This is a genomic window from Rathayibacter sp. AY2B3, from assembly GCF_002931755.1.
Taxonomy (GTDB): domain Bacteria; phylum Actinomycetota; class Actinomycetes; order Actinomycetales; family Microbacteriaceae; genus Rathayibacter.
On the sequence record NZ_PSUG01000036.1, the window covers coordinates 1 to 20,771 of the forward strand.

The following is a 20,771-nucleotide window of genomic DNA, read 5'->3' on the forward strand; positions in this document are numbered from 1 at the left end:
GAGGTGCCGCAGCTCTGGCTCGCGCTCCTGCTGGCGGTCCTCCTCATGGCGGCGGTCTCGTTCGTCCTGGTCGGCTCCAGCCCGCGCAGCGTCGGGCGCGCGAACGCCCGCGCGGTCCTGTCCACCAGCGCCTCGCTCGTGCACGTGCTCCGGCTCGCGCTGGGCCCGGTCGCGCACGGGCTCGTGGCCCTCGGCAACCGGGTGACCCCGGGGACGGGGCGCTCGGCGGGGTTCTCCTCCGAGGAGCAGCTGCTCAGCATGGTCGACGAGGCGACCGAGCAGGACGTGCTCGAGCAGGACGACCGCGAGCTGATCCACTCGATCTTCGAGTTCAACGACACCTTCGTGCGCGAGGTGATGGTGCCCCGCACCGACATGGTGACGATCGAGGCGACCTCCTCCGTCGGTGCGGGCATGGGGCTCCTGCTGAGCCGCGGCATCTCCCGGCTCCCCGTCATCGGCGACGGCGTCGACGACGTCCTCGGCGTGCTCTACCTGCGCGACGTGGCCCGGCACACCTACGAGCGGCCGGACGACGACGACACGGTCGCCGATCTCGCGCGCGCCGCGCTGTTCGTGCCCGAGTCGAAGAAGGCCGACGAGCTGCTCCGCCAGATGCAGCTCGAGTCCAACCACCTCGCGATGGTGGTCGACGAGTACGGCGGCATCGCGGGCCTGGTGACGCTGGAGGACCTCATCGAGGAGCTCGTCGGCGACATCTCCGACGAGTACGACCGCGAGGTCGACCTCTTCGAGGAGACGGCGCCCGGCGTCTACCGCGTCTCGGCGCGCCTGCCGGTGGACGAGCTCGGCGAGCTGTTCGAGCTCGACCTCGAGGACGACGACGTCGACTCGGTCGGCGGACTGCTGACCAAGGCCTACGGCCGCCTCCCCGAGCGCGGCGCGACGGCGCGGATCGGCGGAGTGCTGCTCGAGGCCGAGCAGGCGGACCCGCGCCGTGGGACCATCTCCACGGTGATCGTCCGCCGCGATCCCGATCTGGACACCGCCGGCGAGCCCGGCACCGGCCCCGTCGCGATCATCGCGGACGGCGGCACCACCACCCCCAGCCCGAGCACGGCTCCCACCCGCGGAGCCACGGGCGATCAGCACGAGGACGCACGATGACCGACACCACTCCCGCCGCCGCTCCCTACCGGGCGGGCTTCGTGTCCTTCGTCGGCCGCCCGAACGTGGGCAAGTCGACGCTCACGAACGCCCTCGTCGGCGAGAAGATCGCCATCACGAGCTCGAAGCCCCAGACCACGCGGCGCGCGATCCGCGGGGTGGTGCATCGCACCGACGGCCAGCTGATCGTCGTCGACACCCCCGGCATCCACCGGCCGCGCACGCTCCTCGGCGAGCGGCTCAACTCGCTCGTCACCTCGACCCTCGGCGACGTCGACGTGATCGGGATGCTGTTCCCGGCGGACGAGCCGATCGGCCCCGGCGACCGCTTCATCAACGAGCAGCTCGACTCCTTCTCGCGCGCCCGGAAGGTCGCGATCGTCTCGAAGGTCGACCTCTCCTCGAAGAAGTCGGTCGCGAAGCAGCTGCTCGCCGTCTCGGAGCTGCGCGAGTGGGACACCATCGTGCCGATCTCCGCCGTGACCGAGGAGCAGCTGGACGTCCTGGCCGTCGAGCTCCTGCGCCTGATGCCCGTCTCGCCCGCCCTCTACCCGGAGGAGGCGGTGACCGACGAGGACCTGTCCTCGCGGATCGCGGAGTTCATCCGCGAGGCCGCCCTCGAGGGCGTCTCGGACGAGCTGCCGCACTCCCTCGCCGTGACGCTCGACGACATGGTCGAGCGCGAGGACGGCTCGCTGATCGACATCTACGCCAACGTCTTCGTGGAGCGCGACAGTCAGAAGGGCATCATCATCGGCAAGGGCGGCCAGCGCCTGCGCGAGGTGGGCGCCGTCTCCCGTGAGCAGATCGAGCGCCTGCTGGGCCGCCGAGTGTTCCTCTCCATCCGGGTGAAGGTCGCCAAGGAGTGGCAGCGCGACCCGAAGCTCCTGGGGCGCCTGGGCTTCTGACGCCGGAGGGACGACGGCGGTCACCCTCCAGGACGACGCCCCCGGGCGCACGGACCCGTAGCGTGGTCCTCATGCGCGCCCTCCTCGACCGACCGGCGGCCCTGCCGATCGCCGGGGCGCTGCTCGCCGCCCTCCACCTGCTGCTCGGGCTCACCGGGGTCACTCCGACCGAGCGGATCGCCGGCGGCCTCGTGCTGGCGCTGGCCCTCGCGGTCGCGGGCTTCCTGCCCGCGCTCGCCCCCTCGCTCGTCGCGGTCGGCGCGCTCGCCGACGGGGGCGTCCTGCTGGGCGGCATCCCCGTCGACGGGGTGCTCGTCGGCCTGGTCGTCCTCTGGCAGACGACCCGCCGCGTAGGCCCCTGGACCCGTGCCCTGGCGCTCGCAGGCGGCCTCGTCCTCGCCGGGATCGGCGGCGTCACCGTCGCGCTCGGCCTCTCCGGCCCGCTCGATCCGTCCGGGCTCCCCACCCGCGTGGAGTTCGTGGTGCTCGCCCTGGTCGCCCTCGCGGTCGCCTCCGTGCTCGGCGCGGCGAAGGTCCTCGTGTACCTCCATGCGCTGCGGACGCCGGTCCTCGCGGGCGATCGGATCGACGCGCTGCTGACCCGGGTCGCCGGCCCGCAGGACCCCTTCGCGGTGGGGGTCGCCGGGGGTCAGGCGCTGGTGCTCCTCCTCGTCGCCGGCCTCCCGTTCGCCGGGGTGGACGGCGCGATGCAGCTGCTGGTCGCGGGCGTGCTCGCGGTCGCGCTGGTGCTGCACCGGCGGTCACCGGTCCTCGCCCTCTCGATCGCCTGGGCCGGTGCCGCCCTGCAGATGAGCGCGAGCCTCGCTCCCGGACCGGCGGATCTGGCCATCCTGGCCGTCCTCTTCGGCGCCGGCGCGTCGGAGTCGCGGCGAGTGCGGATCGCGGGCGCGGTGTCGGCCGTCCTCGGCGCCGTGGTCGCCGTGGTCTACCTCGTCCTCGTCTTCGACCTCGTCGCGAACGCCTACGACGGCCTGCTGTCGGCCGGTGCCACCTTCGGCGGGATCCTCGCGACGCTCGGCCTCTCCTGGACCATCGGCCTGCTCTCGCGGTCGGTCCGCCGGGCCCGGGAGGGCCAGACCCTGCGCGCGCAGGCCGAGCAGGAGCGCGCCCGAGCGCAGCGCGAGCTCGACACCGTGGAGGAGCGCAACCGGATCGCCCGCGACATGCACGACGTCGTCGCCCACTCCCTCGCCGTGGTGATCGCGCAGGCCGACGGCGCGCGCTACCTCGGCGCCACGAGTCCCGAGCAGACCGACGCCGCCCTGCTCACCATCTCCTCCGTCGCGCGGGACGCCCTCGGCGACGTCCGCGTGCTCCTCGCAGAGCTGCGGCACTCGCAGAGCGACGGTCCGCAGCCCGGCGCACGCGATCTGCCGGCCCTTCTCGACAGCGTGGGCGGCGCCGGCGCCCCCGTCCGCGCCGAGCTCGACGTCGACCTCGAGGCCGTGCCGCGCGCCGTCGGGCTCGCCCTCTACCGCATCGCCCAGGAGGCGACCACGAACGCGCTCCGGCACGGGCGCCCGGGCTCCCCGCTCGACATCGCCCTGCGCCAGGACGGCGGCCAGCTCGCCCTGACAGTGCGGAACGCGCGGTGCGCCGACGCCGAGCGCGACTCCCTGCCCGGTGAGGGCCACGGCCTGGTCGGCATGCGCGAGCGCGCCGCGCTCGTCGGGGGAGTGCTCGCCGCCGGGCCGGTGGGGGACGACTTCGTCGTCGACGCGCGCCTGCCCTCCTCCCCGTCCCTCGTCCGCACCGCCCCACCCCTCGCCTCCGGAGGCAGCCCCGCATGACCGACACCATCCGCCTCGTCCTCGTCGACGACCAGGCCCTCTTCCGCGCCGGCATCCGCATGCTGCTCGGCTCGCAGCCCGACCTCGAGGTGGTCGGCGAGGCCTCGGACGGGGCCGAGGGCGCGGAGCTGGTGGCGCGGCTGGCCCCCGACGTGGTCCTGATGGACATCCGGATGCCGGGCGTCGACGGCATCGAGTCGACCCGTCGGATCCTCGCGGACGCGCAGGAGCGCCGGGTCGAGCCTCCGCGCATCCTCGTGCTGACCACCTTCGACCTCGACGAGGCCGCCGCGCGCGCCATCCGGGCGGGCGCGAGCGGCTTCCTCCTGAAGGACACGGAGCCCGGCTTCCTCCTCGCCTCCGTCCGCACCGTGCACGCGGGGACCGCGGTGGTCGCCGCCTCCGCGACCCGCGAGCTGTTCGAGCACTTCGGAGCGGCGGGCAGCGGACGCGAGACCCCGCCCGCCTTCGCGACCCTCACCGACCGCGAGCGCGAGATCTTCCACCTGGCCGCGCGGGGGATGAGCAACACCGAGATCGCGCGCGCCGAGTTCCTGAGCGAGGCGACGGTGAAGACGCACATCAGCCGGACCCTCGGCAAGCTCGGCCTGCGCGACCGTGTGCAGCTGGTGGTCTACGCCTACGAGAACGGCCTCGTCTCCTAGAGCGGGACGCCGGGGTGACGCGCCGCGGGGGCGGTGCTACCCTGACCGGGTGCGCTTCGGACAGCTCCTCCTTCTCCGCCGCGACGAGATCTGATCCTCAGGCCGTCCTCGTCGCGGAGTCCGTCGTCGGCTGAACCATCCCTCGCCCGCGAGGTCGATCCGCATCCGGATCCCCGCGAGACCGCCCGACCGGCACCGCCCACCAGCGGAGCCGCGCGCGAGCGGGATCGGTCACGAGCGAGAACAGACACGTGCGCACCACTGCGCCGGGAGAGCACCTCATGCTGAACAACCAGAAGCCGTCGCCCATGCCGATCGGCAAGTACCGTCCCTTCCACGAGCTGATCGCCGTGGATCTGCCCGACCGCACCTGGCCGTCGAAGCGGATCACGACCGCGCCCCGCTGGTGCGCCGTCGACCTGCGCGACGGCAACCAGGCGCTCATCGATCCGATGAGCCCCGAGCGCAAGCGCATCATGTTCGACCTGCTGGTCCGGATGGGCTACAAGGAGATCGAGGTCGGGTTCCCGAGCGCGAGCCAGACCGACTTCGACTTCGTGCGCAGCCTCATCGAGGAGGGCGCGATCCCCGAGGACGTCACGATCCAGGTGCTGACCCAGGCCCGCGACCACCTGATCGAGCGAACCTACGAGTCGATCCGCGGTGCCCGCCAGGCGATCGTGCACCTCTACAACTCCACGAGCGTGCTGCAGCGCGAGGTCGTGTTCCGGAAGGACCGCCAGGGCATCATCGACATCGCACTGGCCGGCGCCCGCAAGTGCCGCGAGATGGAGTCGACCGTCCCCGGCACGGCCGTCTACTACGAGTACTCGCCCGAGAGCTACACCGGCACCGAGCTCGACTTCGCCCGCGAGATCTGCGACCGCGTCGTCGAGGTCTTCGAGCCGACTCCCGAGCGCAAGGTCATCCTGAACCTGCCCGCCACCGTCGAGATGGCCACCCCGAACGTCTACGCCGACTCGATCGAGTGGATGAGCCGCAACCTCGCCCAGCGCGAGAACATCGTGCTGTCGCTGCACCCCCACAACGACCGCGGCACGGCCGTGGCGGCCGCCGAGCTGGGCTACCTGGCCGGCGCCGACCGGATCGAGGGCTGCCTCTTCGGCAACGGCGAGCGCACCGGCAACGTCGACCTGGTCGCGCTGGGCGTGAACCTGTTCACCCAGGGGATCGACCCGCAGATCGACTTCAGCGACATGGACGGCATCAAGCGCACCGCCGAGTACTGCAACCAGCTGCCGGTGCCCGAGCGCAGCCCCTGGGCGGGCGACCTGGTCTTCACCGCCTTCAGCGGCTCGCACCAGGACGCCATCAAGAAGGGCTTCGAGGCGATGCAGGCCGAGGCCGAGCGGACTGGCCGCAGCGTCGACGAGCTCACCTGGGCCGTGCCGTACCTGCCGGTCGACCCGAAGGACCTGGGCCGCTCCTACGAGGCGGTCATCCGCGTCAACTCGCAGTCCGGCAAGGGCGGAGTCGCGTACCTGCTGAAGACGGACCACGCGCTCGATCTGCCGCGCCGGCTGCAGATCGAGTTCTCGGGCGTCGTGCAGGCCAAGACCGACGCCGAGGGCGGCGAGGTCACGAGCGAGCAGATCTGGACGGTGTTCCAGGACGAGTACCTGCCGGCGCCCGCCGAGCGCGCCGATGAGAAGTGGGGACGCTTCGAGCTGCTGCGCACGAACACGTCGAGCGATCTGGGCGGCAGCATCGCGTTGGACGCGGTCCTCCGGGTGGGCGACGAGAGCGTCTCGGCCAGCTCGCGGGGCAACGGCCCGATCAACGCCTTCGAGGCCGTGCTGGAGCAGCAGGGCGTCGAGGTGCGGGTCCTCGACTACGTCGAGCACGCTCTCAGCGCCGGTGGCGACGCGCTGGCCGCCTCGTACGTCGAGTGCACGGTGAACGGACGTACTCTGTGGGGCGTGGGCGTGGACGCCGACATCTCGACCGCCTCCCTCAAGGCCATCGTCTCGGCCGTCAACCGCGCCCTGCGCGAGGAGGTCCCGGTCCGCGAGCTGGCCGGCGCCTCCGCCTGATCGGGCCCGATCCCCGCCGGGGGAGCCGTGACGGGTCGCGGCTCCCTCGGCGTTCCGGTGCGCGGACCGCGCGGAACGCTGCTCCCTGCGTCCGAGTCGGGCGCCGCTAGCTCCGGCGGCGCCAGCGCAGGCGCGGCACCCCGCTGAGCGCGCGCTGCTCGGGCAGGCTCCAGCCGTAGCGGACCGCGAGCAGGCGGATGACCGTGGTCACGCCCACCGCGACCGGCGCGGCGAAGTCGATCGTCACTCCGAAGCGCAGCGCGAGGACCAGGACCCCCGTGCCCACCGAGGCGGCGACCGCGTAGAGCGAGCCGACGTGCATCAGCGCGATCGGCCGGTTCAGCAGGATGTCGCGGACGACGGATCCGCCGACGGCCGAGACGGTGCCGACGAACACCGCTGGAACCTCCGGCACACCGAGCGACAGGGCCTTCGTGGTGCCGATCGCGCCGAAGAGCCCGAGGGTCAGCGCGTCGAGGGCGGTGATCGTCCCGTCGACCCGGTTCAGCAGGTGCTGGAGCAGCATGCCCAGCAGGGAGGCGGTCACCGCGACGATCAGGTACGCGTCGGTGTGCAGGGCCACCAGGGGCGTCTGGAGCAGCAGGTCGCGGAGCACGCCGCCGCCGAGGCCGGTGGCCGTGCCGATGATCGTGACGCCGAGCAGGTCGATCCGGCGGTCGCGGAACTCGCCCGCGAACATCGCGCCCTGGAGGCAGCCGATGGCGATCGCGAGCAGGTCGGCCCAGGCCGGGATCTCGAAGAGGGAGGCTGCCACCCGGACATCGTTCCACGGCACGGGCCCTGCTCCGGCCGGGCTGCCAGCCGGGTGTCGGGGGTCGGGGGGATAATCGGGGGATGCCCACCTATCGCGACGAAGCCGTGGTGCTCCGCACGCACAAGCTGGGCGAGGCCGACCGCATCGTGACGCTGCTCTCGCGCAGCCACGGCAAGATCCGCGCGGTGGCGAAGGGCGTGCGCAAGACCGGCTCCAAGTTCGGCTCACGGCTCGAGCCGTTCATGGTCGCCGACCTCCAGCTCTACGAGGGCCGGAGCCTCGACATCGTCACGCAGGCCGAGTCGCTCGGCGCCTACGGTGCGCTGATCGCCGCCGACTACGACAGCTACACCGCGGCGAGCGCGATGGTCGAGACGGCCGACCGCCTCACCGACGCGGACGCCTCCCTGCAGCAGTACCTCCTGCTCGTCGGGGCCCTGCGCTCGCTCTCGAAGCACGAGCACGAGCCGGTGCTGACGCTCGACTCCTACCTCCTGCGGGCGCTCTCGATCGCGGGCTGGGCGCCCAGCTTCGAGGACTGCGCGCGTTGCGGCGCCCCCGGACCCCACGGCGCGGTCGTGGTGCAGCTCGGTGGCGTCGTCTGCACCGACTGCACGCCTCCCGGCGCGCCGAGGGTCGCTCCGGAGGTCGTGGTCCTGCTGGGAGCGCTGCTCACGGGAGACTGGGCCCACGCCGAGACCACCGAGCCGACCACGCGGTCGCGGGCGAGCGGAGTGGTCGCCGCCTACACGCAGTTCCACCTCGAACGCGGTCTGAGATCCCTGGAGCACGTCACCCGATGAAGCCCTTCACCCACAAGGACGCCGAGCCGTACCGCCCTCTCGACTGGACCGGGATCCACCCGCCCGCGATCCCGCGGAAGGCCGTCCCGGGGCACGTCGCGATCGTGATGGACGGCAACGGCCGCTGGGCGAACTCGCGCGGGCTGACGCGGATCGAGGGGCACAAGCGCGGCGAGACGGCGCTGCTGGACGTCGTGGCCGGAGCGATCCAGATCGGCGTGAAGCACCTCAGCGTCTACGCGTTCTCGACCGAGAACTGGAAGCGCTCGCCCGAGGAGGTGCGCTTCCTGATGGGCTTCAACCGCGACGTGCTGCACCGCCGCCGCGATCAGCTCAACGAGTGGGGCGTGCGCATCCGCTGGGCCGGCCGGAAGCCGCGCCTGTGGGCCTCGGTGATCACCGAGCTGCAGTTCGCCGAGCGGATGACCGCGGACAACGACGTGCTCACCCTCACCATGTGCGTCAACTACGGCGGGCGCACCGAGATCGCCGACGCGGTGCAGCGGCTCGCCGCCGAGGTCCAGGCGGGGCGGCTCAAGCCCTCCGGCATCTCCGAGAAGACGATCGCCCGGGCGCTCTACGTGCCCGAGATGCCGGACGTCGACCTCTTCGTGCGCTCCTCCGGCGAGCAGCGCACCAGCAACTTCCTGCTCTGGCAGAGCGCCTACGCCGAGATGGTGTTCCTCGACCGGCTCTGGCCGGACTTCACGCGGACCGACCTCTGGGACGCGATCGAGCACTACTCCGGCCGCTCCCGCCGCTTCGGCGGCGCGGTCGACGTGCCGGGGGCCTCCTCGTGATCCGGGCCGGGATCGTCGGCTTCGGGCTCGCCGGCAGCGTCTTCCACGGTCCGTTCCTCGCGGCCGACCCGGCGTTCGAGGTCGTCGCCGTCTCCACGCGCGACGCCGGTCGGATCGCCGCGGCCTCCGCCGCGCATCCGGGCGCCCGGATCGTGCCCGACCTCGACGCGGTGCTCGCCGAGCGGCCGGAGCTGGTCGTCCTCGCCTCGCCGCCGTCGGTGCACCGGGAGCAGGCCGTCCGGGTGCTCGAGGCCGGGGTCGCCGTCGTGATCGACAAGCCCTTCGCGCCGAGCACGGCCGACGCGGACGCGATCATCGCCGCCTCCGAGCGGAGCGGGGCGCCCGTCTTCGTCTTCCAGAACCGGCGCTGGGACGCCGATCTCCTCACGCTCCGCCGCCTCCTCGGCGAAGGGGTCCTCGGCGAGGTCCTCCGCTTCGAGTCGACCTTCGAGCGCTGGAGCGCGCCGAAGACGGGCCGGTGGCAGAGCGGGACAGGTCCGGCAGAGGGCGGAGGGATCCTCTTCGATCTCGGCAGCCACCTGGTCGATCAGGCGCTGGTGCTGTTCGGCCCGGCCGTCGTGACGGCGGCCGAGACCCGGACCGTCCACGAGGGCTCGGCGAGCGAGGACGACGCGTTCGTCTCGCTCCTGCATCACAGCGGCGTCCGCTCCCACCTCACCATGAGCCGGGTCGCCCGGGCGACCGGCCCCCGCTTCCGCGTGCTCGGCACGCGTGCCGCGTTCAGCGTCGACGGTCTCGATCCGCAGGAGACCGCGCTCCGCACCGGCGGCGCCCGACCGGACGACGAGGGCTTCGGCGAGGTCGCGCCGGAGGCCTGGGGCGTCCTGGTCGACGACTCCGGCGCCCACCCGGTGCCGAGCGAACGGGGACGCTACGCCGCGTTCCTCGAGCAGGTCACCCGGTCGCTCCGGGAGGGTGCTTCCTCGCCGGTCGACGTCCGCGAGGCCCGCGAGGTCGTCGCCGTGCTCGAGCAGGCGCACGCCCTCGCCGCCCGCTGACCGGGGCCGCCGCCGACGCGCCCGGTCGCTCCCCGGTCTTGGCGATCCGGCTCCGGAGCGTCATCCTCGAGAGGTGAGCACCGCACTGCCGAACCACGCCGACCTGCGCGCGCGCTTCGCCGGTGCCCGCGGCTACCACAACGCCTGCACCCTCGGTCTGCCGCCGCGGGAGACCGTCGAGGCGCTGCGGGCCGACCTCGACGGCTGGTCGTCCGGGGAGAGCACGGCCGCCGCCTACGGTGCTGTCGCCGAGCGCGCGCGAGCCTCGTTCGCCGCGATCGCCGGCGTCCCGGTCGACCGTGTCGCGATCGGCTCGCAGACCTCCGCCATGGCCGCCGTGCTCGCCGCCTCGCTGCCCGACGGGGCCCGCGTGCTCTGCGTGGACGGCGACTTCTCCTCCATCGTGTTCCCGTTCCTCGCCCAGGCGCACCGCGGAGTGACCGTGCGCTCCGTCGCGCTCGACGCGCTGGCCGACTCCGTCGAGCACGAGGACGACCTCGTCGTCTTCTCCGCCGTGCAGTCCAGCAGCGGAGCCCTCGCGGATCTCGACGCCGTCCTCGAGGCGGCCGCGCGCCACGGGGTGCGGACCGCGTGCGACCTCACGCAGGCGGCCGGCGTCCTGCCGGTCGACGCCTCCCGCTTCGACGCGACCCTCACCCACGCCTACAAGTGGCTGTGCTCGCCGCGCGGAGTGGCGTTCCTCACCGTCTCGCCGGCCTACGCGGCCGAGCTCGTCCCCGTGCAGGCGGGCTGGTACTCGGGGGAGGACGTGTGGTCGTCCTGCTACGGACCGGCCATGCACCTGGCCGAGAACGCCCGCCGCTTCGACGTCTCGCCGGCCTGGCAGGCGTTCGCCGGAGCCGAGGCGTCGCTCTCCCTGTTCCGCTCGCTCGACCTCGACACGGTCTGGGCCCACGCCTCCGGCCTCGGCGACCGGCTGTGCGAGCGGCTGGACCGCGAGCCCCAGCACCGGGCGCTCGTCTCCTGGCCGGACGAGGGGGGAGCGGACCTGGAGCGGCTGCAGGCCGCGGGTCTGCGCGTCTCGGGCCGCGGCGGCCGGCTCCGCATCGCCTTCCACCTCTGGAACGACGAGTCCGACGTGGACGAGCTCGTCCGCGTGCTGCGGGAATAGCGGGGCGCCCGCTCCGTTGTCTTGGGGGTGAGTGCTGCGCCGAGCCCCCTGTCCGTCGACGTCTGGTCCGACATCGCCTGCCCCTGGTGCTACATCGGGAAGCGACGATTCGAGCGAGGGCTCGAGGCCTTCCGCGCCGCGAACCCGGAGGCTCCGGAGGTCGTCGTCGAGTACCGCAGCTTCGAGCTCTCGCCGGACACGCCGGAGGACTACCGCGGGGGAGAGGCGGCGTTCCTCGCCGAGCACAAGGGGATCCCGGAGGCGCAGGCACAGCAGATGCTCGATTCCGTCACGGCGATCGCGGCGAGCGTCGGCCTCGACTACCACTTCGAGTCGGTGCGTCACGTCAAGACGGTCACCGCCCACCAGGCGCTCCACCACGCCAAGGAGAACGGACTGCAGCTCGAGCTCGTCGAGCGTCTGATGAGCGCGTACTTCGTCGAGGGCCGCGACCTGGCCGATCCGGACGTGCTCGCCGCGCTCGCCGGCGAGGTCGGGCTCGACCCGGCCCGGACGCGCCGCGCTCTCGAGGACCAGCGCTACCTCGGGCGCGTGCAGTCCGACATCGCCCAGGCCCGCGAGTACGGGATCTCGGGGGTGCCGTTCTTCGTCCTCGACGGGCGCTTCGGCGTCTCCGGCGCCCAGGAGCCGGCGGCGTTCACCGAGGTGCTCGAGCACGTGCTGGAGCAGCGGGCGGCCGTCGCGTGAGCGGGCCGTTCGAGATGCTCGGCGACTCCGGCGGGCCGCTGTGCGAGGACGGCGTCTGCGCCGTGCCGCCCGCGGAAGCGGAACCGCAGGCCGAGGTGCCGCCGATCAGCGCGGGGGCTCCTCCACGGTGATGTCGGCCACGATCGCGCCGTAGGCGGACACGAGGGCGTCCGCGTCGACGAAGGCGCTGCGGCCGTCGGCGCCCGCTCCCATCGCGACGCGGCGGCCGAGGATCCGCTCGTCGGCGTAGACCGGCCAGGCCGTCGTGGAGCCGATCGGCGTGATGGTGCCGCGCCGGTAGCCGGTCGCCTCGAGGGCGGCCGTCTCGTCCGGGAGGCGGAGCCTGTTCACCCCGACCACCGCGCGCAGCTTCGGCCACGCGATCTGCCGCCCGCCGGGAACCAGGGCGAACAGGTAGCCGCCGTCGTGGCGCTTCACCACGAGCGACTTCACGATGTCGCCGGGCTCGATGCCGAGCAGCGCGGCCGCCTCGTGCAGGCTGCCGGCACCCGGCCTCTCCACGATCTCGACCGCCAGGCCGCGGGCGGACGCGTCCGCCTCCAGTCGCTGCGAACCGTCCTCCACGGATGCGCTCCCGCTCATCTCTCCACCTCTCCGCTCGTCACTTAGCCTTCCCCAACACAGGATCTGGGAGAATCGATACCGATGTCCTCCACTCTCACGGCCGCCCCGCCCGCGCGCACCGCGCAGGCGCTCCGGATCGGCCCCCTCGAACTCGACGCGCCGGTGGTGCTCGCCCCCATGGCGGGCATCACCAACACGGCGTTCCGCCGCCTCTGCCGCGAGTTCGGCAACGGCCTCTACGTGAGCGAGATGATCACCTCCCGCGCGCTCGTCGAGCGCACGCCGGAGTCGATGCGCCTCATCCGCCACCACCCCAGCGAGTCGGTGCGCTCGATCCAGCTCTACGGAGTGGACCCGGTCACGGTCGCCGAGGCCGTCACCATGCTCGTCGCCGAGGACCGGGCCGACCACATCGACCTCAACTTCGGCTGCCCCGTGCCCAAGGTCACCCGGAAGGGCGGGGGAGCGGCTCTGCCGTGGAAGCTCCCGCTGTTCCGGCAGATCGTCGAGGGCGCGGTGAAGGCCGCGGGCGACGTCCCGCTCACCGTCAAGATGCGCAAGGGCATCGACCCGGACCATCTCACCTACCTCGAGGCCGCCCGTGCCGCCGAGGGCGCCGGAGTCGCGTCGATCGCGCTGCACGCACGCACCGCCTCCGAGTTCTACAGCGGGCACGCCGACTGGTCGGCGATCGCCACGCTCAAGGAGACGGTCACGAGCGTGCCCGTGCTGGGCAACGGCGACATCTGGTCGGCCGAGGACGCGCTGCGGATGATGGCCGAGACGGGCTGCGACGGAGTCGTCGTCGGTCGCGGCTGCCTCGGGCGCCCCTGGCTCTTCGGCGACCTCGCCGCCGCGTTCGCCGGCTCCGACGAGCGGTTCCGCCCTTCGCTCGGACAGGTCGCCGAGGCGTTCCGCCGCCACGCGGAGCTGCTCGTCGACTTCTTCGAGAGCGAGGAGCGCGGCTGCCGCGACATCCGCAAGCACGTCGCCTGGTACTTCAAGGGCTACGCCGTCGGCGGCGACCTCCGCGCCCGCCTGGCCACGGTCGAGACGCTCGCGCAGCTCGACGAGCTCCTGGCGACGCTCGACTGGACGCAGCCCTACCCGGGCGAGGCGGCCGAGGGGCAGCGGGGCCGCGCCGGCTCGCCCAAGGTCCCCTCCCTCCCGGACCGCTGGCTCGAGTCCCGCGAGCTCGACGCCGGGCAGCGCGACGCGGTCTCGGCCGCCGAGATCCACCACAGCGGTGGATGACCGCGCGCTCTGGGGGTACTCGCTCGTCGACACCGAGCGATTCCTGCCGGAGGACCACTCGACCCGCCGCTCCGACTTCGCCCGCGACCGCGCCCGGCTCTTCCACTCCAGCGCGCTCCGCCGCCTGGCCGCGAAGACCCAGGTGCTCAGCCCCACGGCGGGCGTCGACTTCGCGCGCAACCGACTGACCCACTCCCTCGAGGTGGCCCAGATCGGCCGCGAGCTCGCCACGAGCCTCGACCTCGACCCCGACGTCGTCGACACGGCCTGCCTCGCGCACGACATCGGGCACCCGCCGTTCGGCCACAACGGCGAGCGCGCGCTCAACACCTGGGCCGAGGGGATCGGCGGCTTCGAGGGCAACGCGCAGACCTTCCGGCTGCTCACGCGGCTCGAGCCGAAGGTGTTCGGCGACGACGCCCGCCCCTACGGGCTGAACCTCACCCGCGCCAGCATCGACGCGAGCTGCAAGTACCCCTGGCCCGACACGCGCTCGGTCGCCGACCCGTCGGGGCGCGCCAAGTTCGGCTTCTACGCCGACGACGCCCCCGCGTTCGCCTGGATGCGCGAGGGCGCCCCCGAGGGGGTGCGCTGCATCGAGGCCGAGGTGATGGACCTCTCGGACGACATCGCCTACTCCGTGCACGACTTCGAGGACGCGGTGGTCTCCGGCTACATCGACGTCGAAGCACTCGGCTCCCGCGCCGACCACGAGGACCTCGTGCAGTCGATGCACTCCTGGGTCGGCGGCGAAGTCGGACACGACGAGCTCGTCGCCGCCTTCGACCGTCTCGACTCGCTCGACGTGTGGGTCTCCTCCTGGGACGGCTCCCGCCGCGACCAGGCCCGGCTCAAGAACCTCACCAGCCAGCTCATCGGCCGCTTCGCCGCCGCCGCCACCGAAGCCACCCGCGAGGCGTACCAGCACCCCGACCTCGTCCGCTTCGGCGGCCACGTCGTCGTCCCCCGCGAGCAGCAGGCCGAGATCGCCGTCCTCAAGGGGATCGTCGCGACGTTCGTGATGTCGCGGAACACCCGCCAGCCCATCTACGCCCAGCAGCGCGAAGTCCTCACCCGCCTCGCCGACACGCTCCTCGACCGCGGCCCGGGAACCCTCGAACCCGGCTTCGCCGAGGACTGGCACGCCGCAGACGACGACGACGCCCGCCGCCGCGTCGTCGTCGACCAGGTCGCCAACCTCACCGACCAGAGCGCCCTCGCCTGGTTCGAGAGGCTGTGTTGAATTCCACGCCGGTCCTTGCCCGGCGTGGCGCGGTCGGCTTCTCGACGGGGTGCGTTTCGTAGGGCGGGGTGCGTCCGCCTAGGGCGATCCGCTGGTACGCGGATCGGCCGTTCGGCGGTGCCGGGGGCACGCCGGTCCTTGCCCGGCGTGGCGCGGTCGGCTTCTCGACGGGGTGCGTTTCGTAGGGCGAGGTGCGTCCGCCTAGGGCGATCCGCTGGCACGCGGATCGGCCGTTCGGCGGCGCCGGGGGCACGCCGGTTGCGGCCCGGCGTCACCGTGGTCGACGTGGCGACAGGGGGCGAGCAGTGGAGCAGGTGCGCCCGCCGGGGGGGCGGATCGGACTGTCGGCCAGGGGCGCCGCTCGGCGGGCGCGAGGGAGCGCGGGGGCGGCGGGTACGGTGAGGGCGTGGGAGCGGAGCGGACACGGCAGCGGATCCTCGAGGCGGCGACGGAGGAGTTCGCGGCGCACGGGCTGGCGGGAGCACGGGTCGACCGCATCGCGGCACGATCGGGGATGAGCAAGCCGATGCTGTACTCGCACTTCGGAGCGAAGGAACGGCTGTTCGACGCGGTGTTCAACGAGCACGTGCTCGCCAACGCCCAGCGGGTGCCGTTCACTGCGGCGGACCCCGCGGGCTACGCGAGACGGCTCTACGACGACTACCTGGCCGACCCTGCGCTGATGCGCCTGGTGATGTGGAAGCGGCTCGAGCAGGAACCGGCCGGCTATCTGTACGGGGGCAACGAGGGCATCGACGAGGCGAACCTGGCCGACATCGCGGAGCAGCAGCGCGCCGGCGTCCTCCGGCCCGACCTCGACCCGGCCGACCTCTGGACGCTCCTCATCGCGACCGCCGCGGCCTGGGCCCAGGGCTCCGTCACCACGGTCGCCGACCCCGGCGACCCGGACCCGGTGCACCAGCGCCGACGAGCGGCGCTGGGAGAGGTCGTCGACGCGGCCCTGCGACTCCGCTGACGATCCCGCGGAATCTACCAACCGGTAGGTAGTCTTTCCGGCATGCTCACCACCGCACTCCTCGCCGAGCGTCCCGGCGACTCCCTCCGCCCCGCCGTCATCGAGCGGCGCGAGCTGCGCGCCGACGACCTCGACGTCCGCGTCGACTTCTGCGGCGTCTGCCACAGCGACCTCCACGCGCTGGGCGCGGCCGCGGCATTCCCGCTGGTGCCCGGCCACGAGTTCGTCGGCGAGGTCCTCGCCGTCGGCTCGGGAGTCACGGCGTTCCGCCCGGGCGACGCGGTCGCGGTGGGGAACATCGTCGACTCGTGCGGCGAGTGCGGCATGTGCCGCGCGGGTCAGGAGAACTTCTGCGCGCGCTTCCCGACTCTCACCTACGGCGGTGCGGACCGGGTCGACGGGACGCCGACGCTCGGGGCCTACTCCGGCCGGTACGTCGTGAGCGAGCGGTTCGCCTACGCGCTCCCCGAGGGCCTGGATCCGGCAGCGGCCGCACCGCTGCTCTGCGCGGGGATCACGGTCTGGGAGCCGTTGAGAGCGTCGGGAGTCGGGCCCGGGACCCGCCTCGGTGTGGCGGGCCTCGGCGGACTCGGCCACCTGGCGGTCCGCCTCGGCGCGGCTCTCGGCGCCGAGGTCACGCTCCTGACCACGTCAGCGGGCAAGGAGGCGGACGCCCGCCGGCTCGGAGCGCAGCACGTCGTCGTCACGACCGACACGGAGGCGCTCGCCGCCGCCCGCGACTCGCTCGACGTCGTGATCGACACGGTGTCCGCCCCGCACGACCCGGCACCGTACCTGCGCGTGCTCGCCCTCGACGGCACCCTGTTCCTCCTCGGGCACCTCGGCACGGTGACGCTCGACGTCCTGGACCTGCTCGTCGGCAGGAAGCGGCTCGCCTCGGCCGGGAGCGGAGGGCGCCGGTACACGCAGGATCTGCTCGACTTCTGCGCCGCTGAGGGCGTCGCCGCGGAGGTGGAGGTGCTGCCGGTCGCGGAGATCGGGACCGCTCTCCGCCGGTTGGCGGAGAACGATGTGCGCTACCGGTTCGTCCTCGACCTCCGCGGCATCGACGACGACCTCCGGTGACGCCGCAGGCCGAGGATCAGCCGGCGAGCAGCTGCCCGTAGCGCTCCTCCGGGTCGAGGGCGAGGCCGGCCTTGACGCTGCGGGCGATGTCGTCGGCGAGCACTTCGGAGTCGCCGCGCTCGAGGCCGTCGAGGGCGGCGGTCACGATCGCCTCGGGCGAGGACTTGGGCGCGTCCGTCCAGGACGCCATGTCGGTGTCGACGAACCCCATGTGCAGGCCGAGGACCTGGGTGCCCTGCTCGGCGAGAGCGAGGCGGAGGCCGTCGGTCGCGCTCCACGCCGCGGCCTTCGACATCGAGTAGGACTCGGCGCCGGGGAACGACGTGAAGGACGACACGGACAGCACGTTGAGCACGGCGCCGCCGCCCGCGCGGCGCAGGTGGCCGGCGAAGGCGCGGGCCAGCAGGAGCGGTCCGAACGCGTTCGTCTCGACGGTCCGGCGGATCTCGGCGATGTCACCGGTCAGGAAGGGAACGGTCGGCGCGATGCCCGCGTTGTTGACGAGGATCTGCAGGTCGCCGAGTTCGGCGGCCAGCTGCTCGATGCGCGCCGGGTCCGTGACGTCGAGGGCGACGGGGACCACGCCCTCGCTCAGCGGGATCGAGGAGACGTCACGGGCGGCGGCATAGACGGTGCGGGCCCCGCGGGCGCGGAGCTGCCGGACGAACTCGGCGCCGATGCCCCGGTTGGCGCCGGTGACGAGGGCGGTGGAGTCGTGGATCTGCATGGTGTCCCGCTTTCTGTAGCGATCGATAAAGAACGTGTGGCGAGGACGCTAGCACATTCCGTAGCGCCTGCTATAGATTGGTGCTCATGGCAGGACGACCGAGGAGCTTCGACCGCGAGGCGGCGCTGCGGACCGCGATGAACCGCTTCTGGAGCGACGGCTACGACGAGACCACGGTCGCGGTGCTCACCCGCGACATCGGCATCTCGGCACCGAGCCTCTACGCCGCCTTCGGCGACAAGGACGAGCTCTTCGAGGCCGCAGCCGCCTGCTACTCCGGCACCGCGAACGCCGTGCTCGAGGAGATGCTCGACCGGCCGACCGCGCGGGAGGCCGTCGCCGCCGTCGTCCGCGTCAGCGCGGAGGGGTACTCCGCGCCCGGCACTCCGGCGGGCTGCTTCGTGCTGAGCGAACCGCGGCTCGAGACTCGTCGCCGCGAGATGGAGGCGCTCATCGCCGCCCGGGTCGAGCGCGGGATCGAGGAGGGCGACGTGCCGCCGGAGACGGACGCCGGATCCGTCGCCGCCTTCGTCGTCGCCGTGCTCAGCGGGATGTCGACGCAGGCCCGCGACGGAGCACCGGCGGACCGCATCGCGGGCATCGGCGAGCTCGCACTCGGCGCGCTGCCGGCGGCCACGGGCGGGCGAGCTGCAGGGCGCACGCAGAAAGCCCCCGGATGAGGCCGCGTCGTCCCCGTCTCGGCCTCCTCGCCCTCGTCGTCGCCGGCCTGCTGCTGGTCCAGCCCGCCGCGGCCTCGGCGGCACCCCTGCTGCCTCCCGCGAACGGCGTCCTCGACTACCAGCTCGGAGGCGCCTACGCTCCGGCGTCGAGCGTCACGATCGTCGACCGCGATCGCACGGACGCGCCCGCCGCCGGCCGGTACAGCATCTGCTACGTCAACGCCTTCCAGACCCAGCCCGGGGAGAGCGCCGCCTTCGCGAAGCGGCACCCCGAGCTCCTGGTGAGGAGAGCGGACGGGAAGCCCCTCGCCGACCCGGGCTGGCCGAACGAGTACCTCTTCGACGTCTCGACCTCCGCGAAGCGGACCGCTCTGCTCGCGATCGTCGGCGCCTGGATCGACGGATGCGCCGAGGACGGCTTCGACGCCGTCGAGGCCGACAATCTGGACAGCTACACCCGCTCGGGCGGGAGGCTGACGACGTCGCAGGCGCTGGCGTTCGCCACCCTCCTGACGGCGCGCGCTCACCGCGCCGGCCTGGCGATCGGCCAGAAGAACGGGGCCGACCTCGCCGCTGCCGGGAAGAGGACGGTCGGCTTCGACTTCGCGGTCGTCGAGGAGTGCCAGGTCTACGACGAGTGCACGGCCTACACGGACGCCTACGGGCGACAGGTCTCCGAGATCGAGTACACCGACAACGGCCGGTCGGCCTACGCCGAGGCCTGCGCCGCGCAGGGCCGGAGCATCTCGGTCACCCTCCGCGACCGCGACGTCGTCCCCCGTGGCGCAGCGGGGTACGTGAACCGGCACTGCTGACGCCTGGCCGACGCTACTGCAGCGCTCCCAGCACGACGGCCGCGGCGCGGGCGACGAGCGCGTCGTCGTAGTCCGCCTCGGGGTCGTTGCGCGCCGTGAGGATCGACAGCACGACCGCGTCCCGCCCGGGCGGCGTCACCACGGCGACGTCGTTGCGGATCCCGCCGGCGCCTCCGGACTTGTCCGCGACGCTCCAGCCGGCCGGAGCACCCGCCCGGACGAGCGCGTCGCCGGTCGCGTTGCCGCTCATCCAGTCGAGCAGGAGCGCGCGGTCCTCTGCGGACAGCACCTCACCCGTGGCGACCGCGGCGAGGTCCGCGGTGAACGCGGCCGGGGTGGTGGTGTCCTCGGTGCTGCCGGGCTCGATCGTGTTCAACGCGGGCTCCTCGTTCACCACCTCGGTGGTGGTGTCGCCGAGAGCCTCGAGTCCGCGGTCGAGCGCGGAGGGTCCGCCGATGCGCCGGAGCACCAGATTCAGCGCCGTGTTGTCGCTCCGGCGGACCGCCGCCTCGGCGAGCTGCGACAGCGGCAGGCCGGTGGCGGTGCTCTCCTCCGTGACGGGGGAGTAGCCCGCTGCCTCGACGTCGGCGGCGGTCCAGGTGACCACCTCGTCCCGCTCAGCGGCGGGGACGGTGCGCAGGAACTCCGCCACGGCGAGGGCCTTGAGGCTCGAGGCGTAGCCGAAGCGCTCGTTCGACCGGTGCTCGACGCGGCGGCCCGAGCCGGTGTCGACCGCGCTGACGCCGATCCGGGCGTCGAACTCGCTCTCGAGCGCGGCCAGCTCAGCGGAGACGTCGATCGGAGGAGGGGTGGCGGAGGGTGCCGGCGACGACACGGAGGCGGACGACGCAGGCGTGACCGGGGTGTCCACCGTGCCGGTGCACCCGGCGAGGGCCAGGAGGAGGGCGGGCCCCGCGAGTGCGCGGAGGCTGCGCGTCGACGCTCTCGAACGGTTCACAGCGCGGAGTAGACGACGAAGAAGGCGACGGCGGCCGCCGCGGTGGCGCCGAGCGCCGCGAGCCGGACGAGTGCCCGGGGCCTCCTCCGCACGACGGCCAGGACGAGGAAGCCCGCGCCCAGGACGATCTGGATCCACCAGTACACCGGACTCGTGGTGTCGGCGACTGCGCCCAGCGCCCAGACGCCCTCGCCGATCAGCACGCCCGAGAGCGGCGCGACGGCCAGGACGCGCCACGTCGTCGAGCCGTGGAGGGTGAGGGCGGCGGCGGCCCCCAGGATCGGCCCGGCGGGGACGGCGAGCAGCCAGAAGACGTCGGTGAAGGGGAGCGAGTAGCCGAAGCCGCGCGCCGCGGTCACGAGGTCGTAGCCCTCGAGCAGCGCCCAGAAGCTCAGCAGTCCGAGCGCGGCCGCCGCCACCGGCCGGGCGCCGCCGAGGCGCACGAGCGCGAACACGAGCATCGACCAGCCCCCGGAGGAGTTGGCGAACGAGCTCACCGACGGCGGGAGGGAGCCCTGCAGCAGGCTGGTGAGCCCGCCCAGGACGAGCCCGCCGAGCAGGGCGACGAGCAGAGCGCGCAGGAGGGGCGGGCGCGAGGCGGCAGGGGGCATGGGTCGATTCTCGGAGACAGCGGGCGGGGGCGG

21 protein-coding genes are annotated in these 20,771 nt (G+C 73.1%); 16 read left to right on the forward strand and 5 right to left on the reverse strand.

The window, feature by feature from the left end:
• The 5 genes from C5C24_RS12405 to leuA form a co-directional block, all read left to right on the forward strand.
• The coding region (locus tag C5C24_RS12405; RefSeq protein WP_104305101.1) for a hemolysin family protein at nt 1–1,128 on the forward strand (1,128 nt) is incomplete at its 5' end.
• Entirely contained in the window at nt 1,125–2,036 is a 912-nt protein-coding gene (era, locus tag C5C24_RS12410; protein WP_104305102.1) for a GTPase Era, read from the forward strand. The genes C5C24_RS12405 and era, both read left to right, overlap by 4 nt.
• 71 nt (nt 2,037–2,107) lie before the next feature.
• Nucleotides 2,108–3,847, forward strand: a complete 1,740-nt coding sequence (locus C5C24_RS12415) for a histidine kinase (RefSeq protein ID WP_146082616.1) — start codon at nt 2,108–2,110, stop codon at nt 3,845–3,847.
• Complete coding sequence (locus C5C24_RS12420; protein ID WP_104234459.1) at nt 3,844–4,512, forward strand: response regulator transcription factor; 669 nt, start codon at nt 3,844–3,846, stop codon at nt 4,510–4,512. Before C5C24_RS12415 ends, C5C24_RS12420 begins: the two co-directional genes overlap by 4 nt.
• Before the next feature lie 281 nt (nt 4,513–4,793).
• Nucleotides 4,794–6,566, forward strand: coding sequence for a 2-isopropylmalate synthase (gene leuA, locus C5C24_RS12425; RefSeq protein ID WP_104276824.1), 1,773 nt, complete (start codon nt 4,794–4,796; stop codon nt 6,564–6,566).
• A gap of 106 nt (nt 6,567–6,672) precedes the next feature.
• On the opposite strand, the gene C5C24_RS12430 is transcribed toward leuA, so the two are convergent.
• Nucleotides 6,673–7,341, reverse strand: coding sequence for a trimeric intracellular cation channel family protein (locus C5C24_RS12430; protein ID WP_104305104.1), 669 nt, complete (start codon nt 7,339–7,341; stop codon nt 6,673–6,675).
• Between the two features lie 80 nt (nt 7,342–7,421).
• On the opposite strand from C5C24_RS12430, the gene recO reads away from it, so the two are divergent.
• From recO to C5C24_RS12455, 5 genes are all read left to right on the forward strand, one after another.
• The gene (gene recO, locus C5C24_RS12435; protein ID WP_104276822.1) at nt 7,422–8,144 is read left to right on the forward strand and encodes a DNA repair protein RecO; all 723 of its coding nucleotides are present in this window, start codon (nt 7,422–7,424) and stop codon (nt 8,142–8,144) included.
• Nucleotides 8,141–8,944, forward strand: coding sequence for an isoprenyl transferase (locus C5C24_RS12440; RefSeq protein WP_104276821.1), 804 nt, complete (start codon nt 8,141–8,143; stop codon nt 8,942–8,944). Before recO ends, C5C24_RS12440 begins: the two co-directional genes overlap by 4 nt.
• Nucleotides 8,941–9,963: a Gfo/Idh/MocA family oxidoreductase gene (locus C5C24_RS12445; RefSeq protein WP_104305105.1), complete on the forward strand. Its 1,023-nt coding sequence runs from the start codon at nt 8,941–8,943 to the stop codon at nt 9,961–9,963. Before C5C24_RS12440 ends, C5C24_RS12445 begins: the two co-directional genes overlap by 4 nt.
• A 73-nt stretch (nt 9,964–10,036) precedes the next feature.
• Entirely contained in the window at nt 10,037–11,095 is a 1,059-nt protein-coding gene (locus C5C24_RS12450) for an aminotransferase class V-fold PLP-dependent enzyme (protein ID WP_104276819.1), read from the forward strand.
• Nucleotides 11,096–11,122: 27 nt separating this feature from the next.
• Nucleotides 11,123–11,803: a DsbA family protein gene (locus C5C24_RS12455; RefSeq protein WP_104305106.1), complete on the forward strand. Its 681-nt coding sequence runs from the start codon at nt 11,123–11,125 to the stop codon at nt 11,801–11,803.
• Nucleotides 11,804–11,908: 105 nt separating this feature from the next.
• On the opposite strand, the gene C5C24_RS12460 is transcribed toward C5C24_RS12455, so the two are convergent.
• Entirely contained in the window at nt 11,909–12,406 is a 498-nt protein-coding gene (locus C5C24_RS12460) for an aminoacyl-tRNA deacylase (RefSeq protein WP_104305107.1), read from the reverse strand.
• Nucleotides 12,407–12,469: 63 nt separating this feature from the next.
• Between C5C24_RS12460 and dusB the strand changes: the two genes are divergently transcribed.
• The 4 genes from dusB (at nt 12,470) to C5C24_RS12480 (ending at nt 16,947) form a co-directional block, all read left to right on the forward strand.
• The gene (dusB, locus tag C5C24_RS12465; protein ID WP_104305108.1) at nt 12,470–13,642 is read left to right on the forward strand and encodes a tRNA dihydrouridine synthase DusB; all 1,173 of its coding nucleotides are present in this window, start codon (nt 12,470–12,472) and stop codon (nt 13,640–13,642) included.
• On the forward strand, nt 13,635–14,885 hold the full coding sequence (locus C5C24_RS12470; RefSeq protein WP_104305109.1) for a deoxyguanosinetriphosphate triphosphohydrolase: 1,251 nt from the start codon (nt 13,635–13,637) through the stop codon (nt 14,883–14,885). Before dusB ends, C5C24_RS12470 begins: the two co-directional genes overlap by 8 nt.
• Nucleotides 14,886–15,291: 406 nt before the next feature.
• Nucleotides 15,292–15,861 carry a TetR family transcriptional regulator gene (locus C5C24_RS12475; protein ID WP_104305110.1) on the forward strand — a complete coding sequence of 190 codons (570 nt, stop codon included), beginning with the start codon at nt 15,292–15,294 and terminating at the stop codon, nt 15,859–15,861.
• 42 nt (nt 15,862–15,903) lie between these two features.
• Nucleotides 15,904–16,947, forward strand: coding sequence for an NAD(P)-dependent alcohol dehydrogenase (locus C5C24_RS12480; protein ID WP_104305111.1), 1,044 nt, complete (start codon nt 15,904–15,906; stop codon nt 16,945–16,947).
• A gap of 16 nt (nt 16,948–16,963) precedes the next feature.
• Here the strand turns inward: C5C24_RS12480 and C5C24_RS12485 are convergent, their stop codons facing one another.
• The gene (locus C5C24_RS12485) at nt 16,964–17,674 is read right to left on the reverse strand and encodes an SDR family oxidoreductase (RefSeq protein ID WP_104305112.1); all 711 of its coding nucleotides are present in this window, start codon (nt 17,672–17,674) and stop codon (nt 16,964–16,966) included.
• An 86-nt stretch (nt 17,675–17,760) separates the two neighbouring features.
• Here C5C24_RS12485 and C5C24_RS12490 point away from each other — a divergent pair, with 86 nt between their 5' ends.
• Together C5C24_RS12490 and C5C24_RS12495 are read left to right on the forward strand one after the other, a co-directional pair.
• Nucleotides 17,761–18,354 (forward strand): TetR/AcrR family transcriptional regulator, encoded by a 594-nt coding sequence (locus C5C24_RS12490; RefSeq protein WP_146082617.1) that lies wholly within the window; start codon nt 17,761–17,763, stop codon nt 18,352–18,354.
• A complete protein-coding gene (locus C5C24_RS12495) occupies nt 18,351–19,169 on the forward strand; it encodes an endo alpha-1,4 polygalactosaminidase (protein WP_104305114.1) in 819 nt (272 codons plus the stop codon). Before C5C24_RS12490 ends, C5C24_RS12495 begins: the two co-directional genes overlap by 4 nt.
• 13 nt (nt 19,170–19,182) lie before the next feature.
• On the opposite strand, the gene bla is transcribed toward C5C24_RS12495, so the two are convergent.
• Entirely contained in the window at nt 19,183–20,127 is a 945-nt protein-coding gene (gene bla / locus C5C24_RS12500; protein ID WP_104305115.1) for a class A beta-lactamase, read from the reverse strand.
• Nucleotides 20,124–20,738 (reverse strand): DUF6518 family protein, encoded by a 615-nt coding sequence (locus C5C24_RS12505; RefSeq protein WP_104305116.1) that lies wholly within the window; start codon nt 20,736–20,738, stop codon nt 20,124–20,126. The genes bla and C5C24_RS12505 overlap by 4 nt, the downstream gene beginning before the upstream one ends.
• Nucleotides 20,739–20,771: the final 33 nt, after the last annotated feature.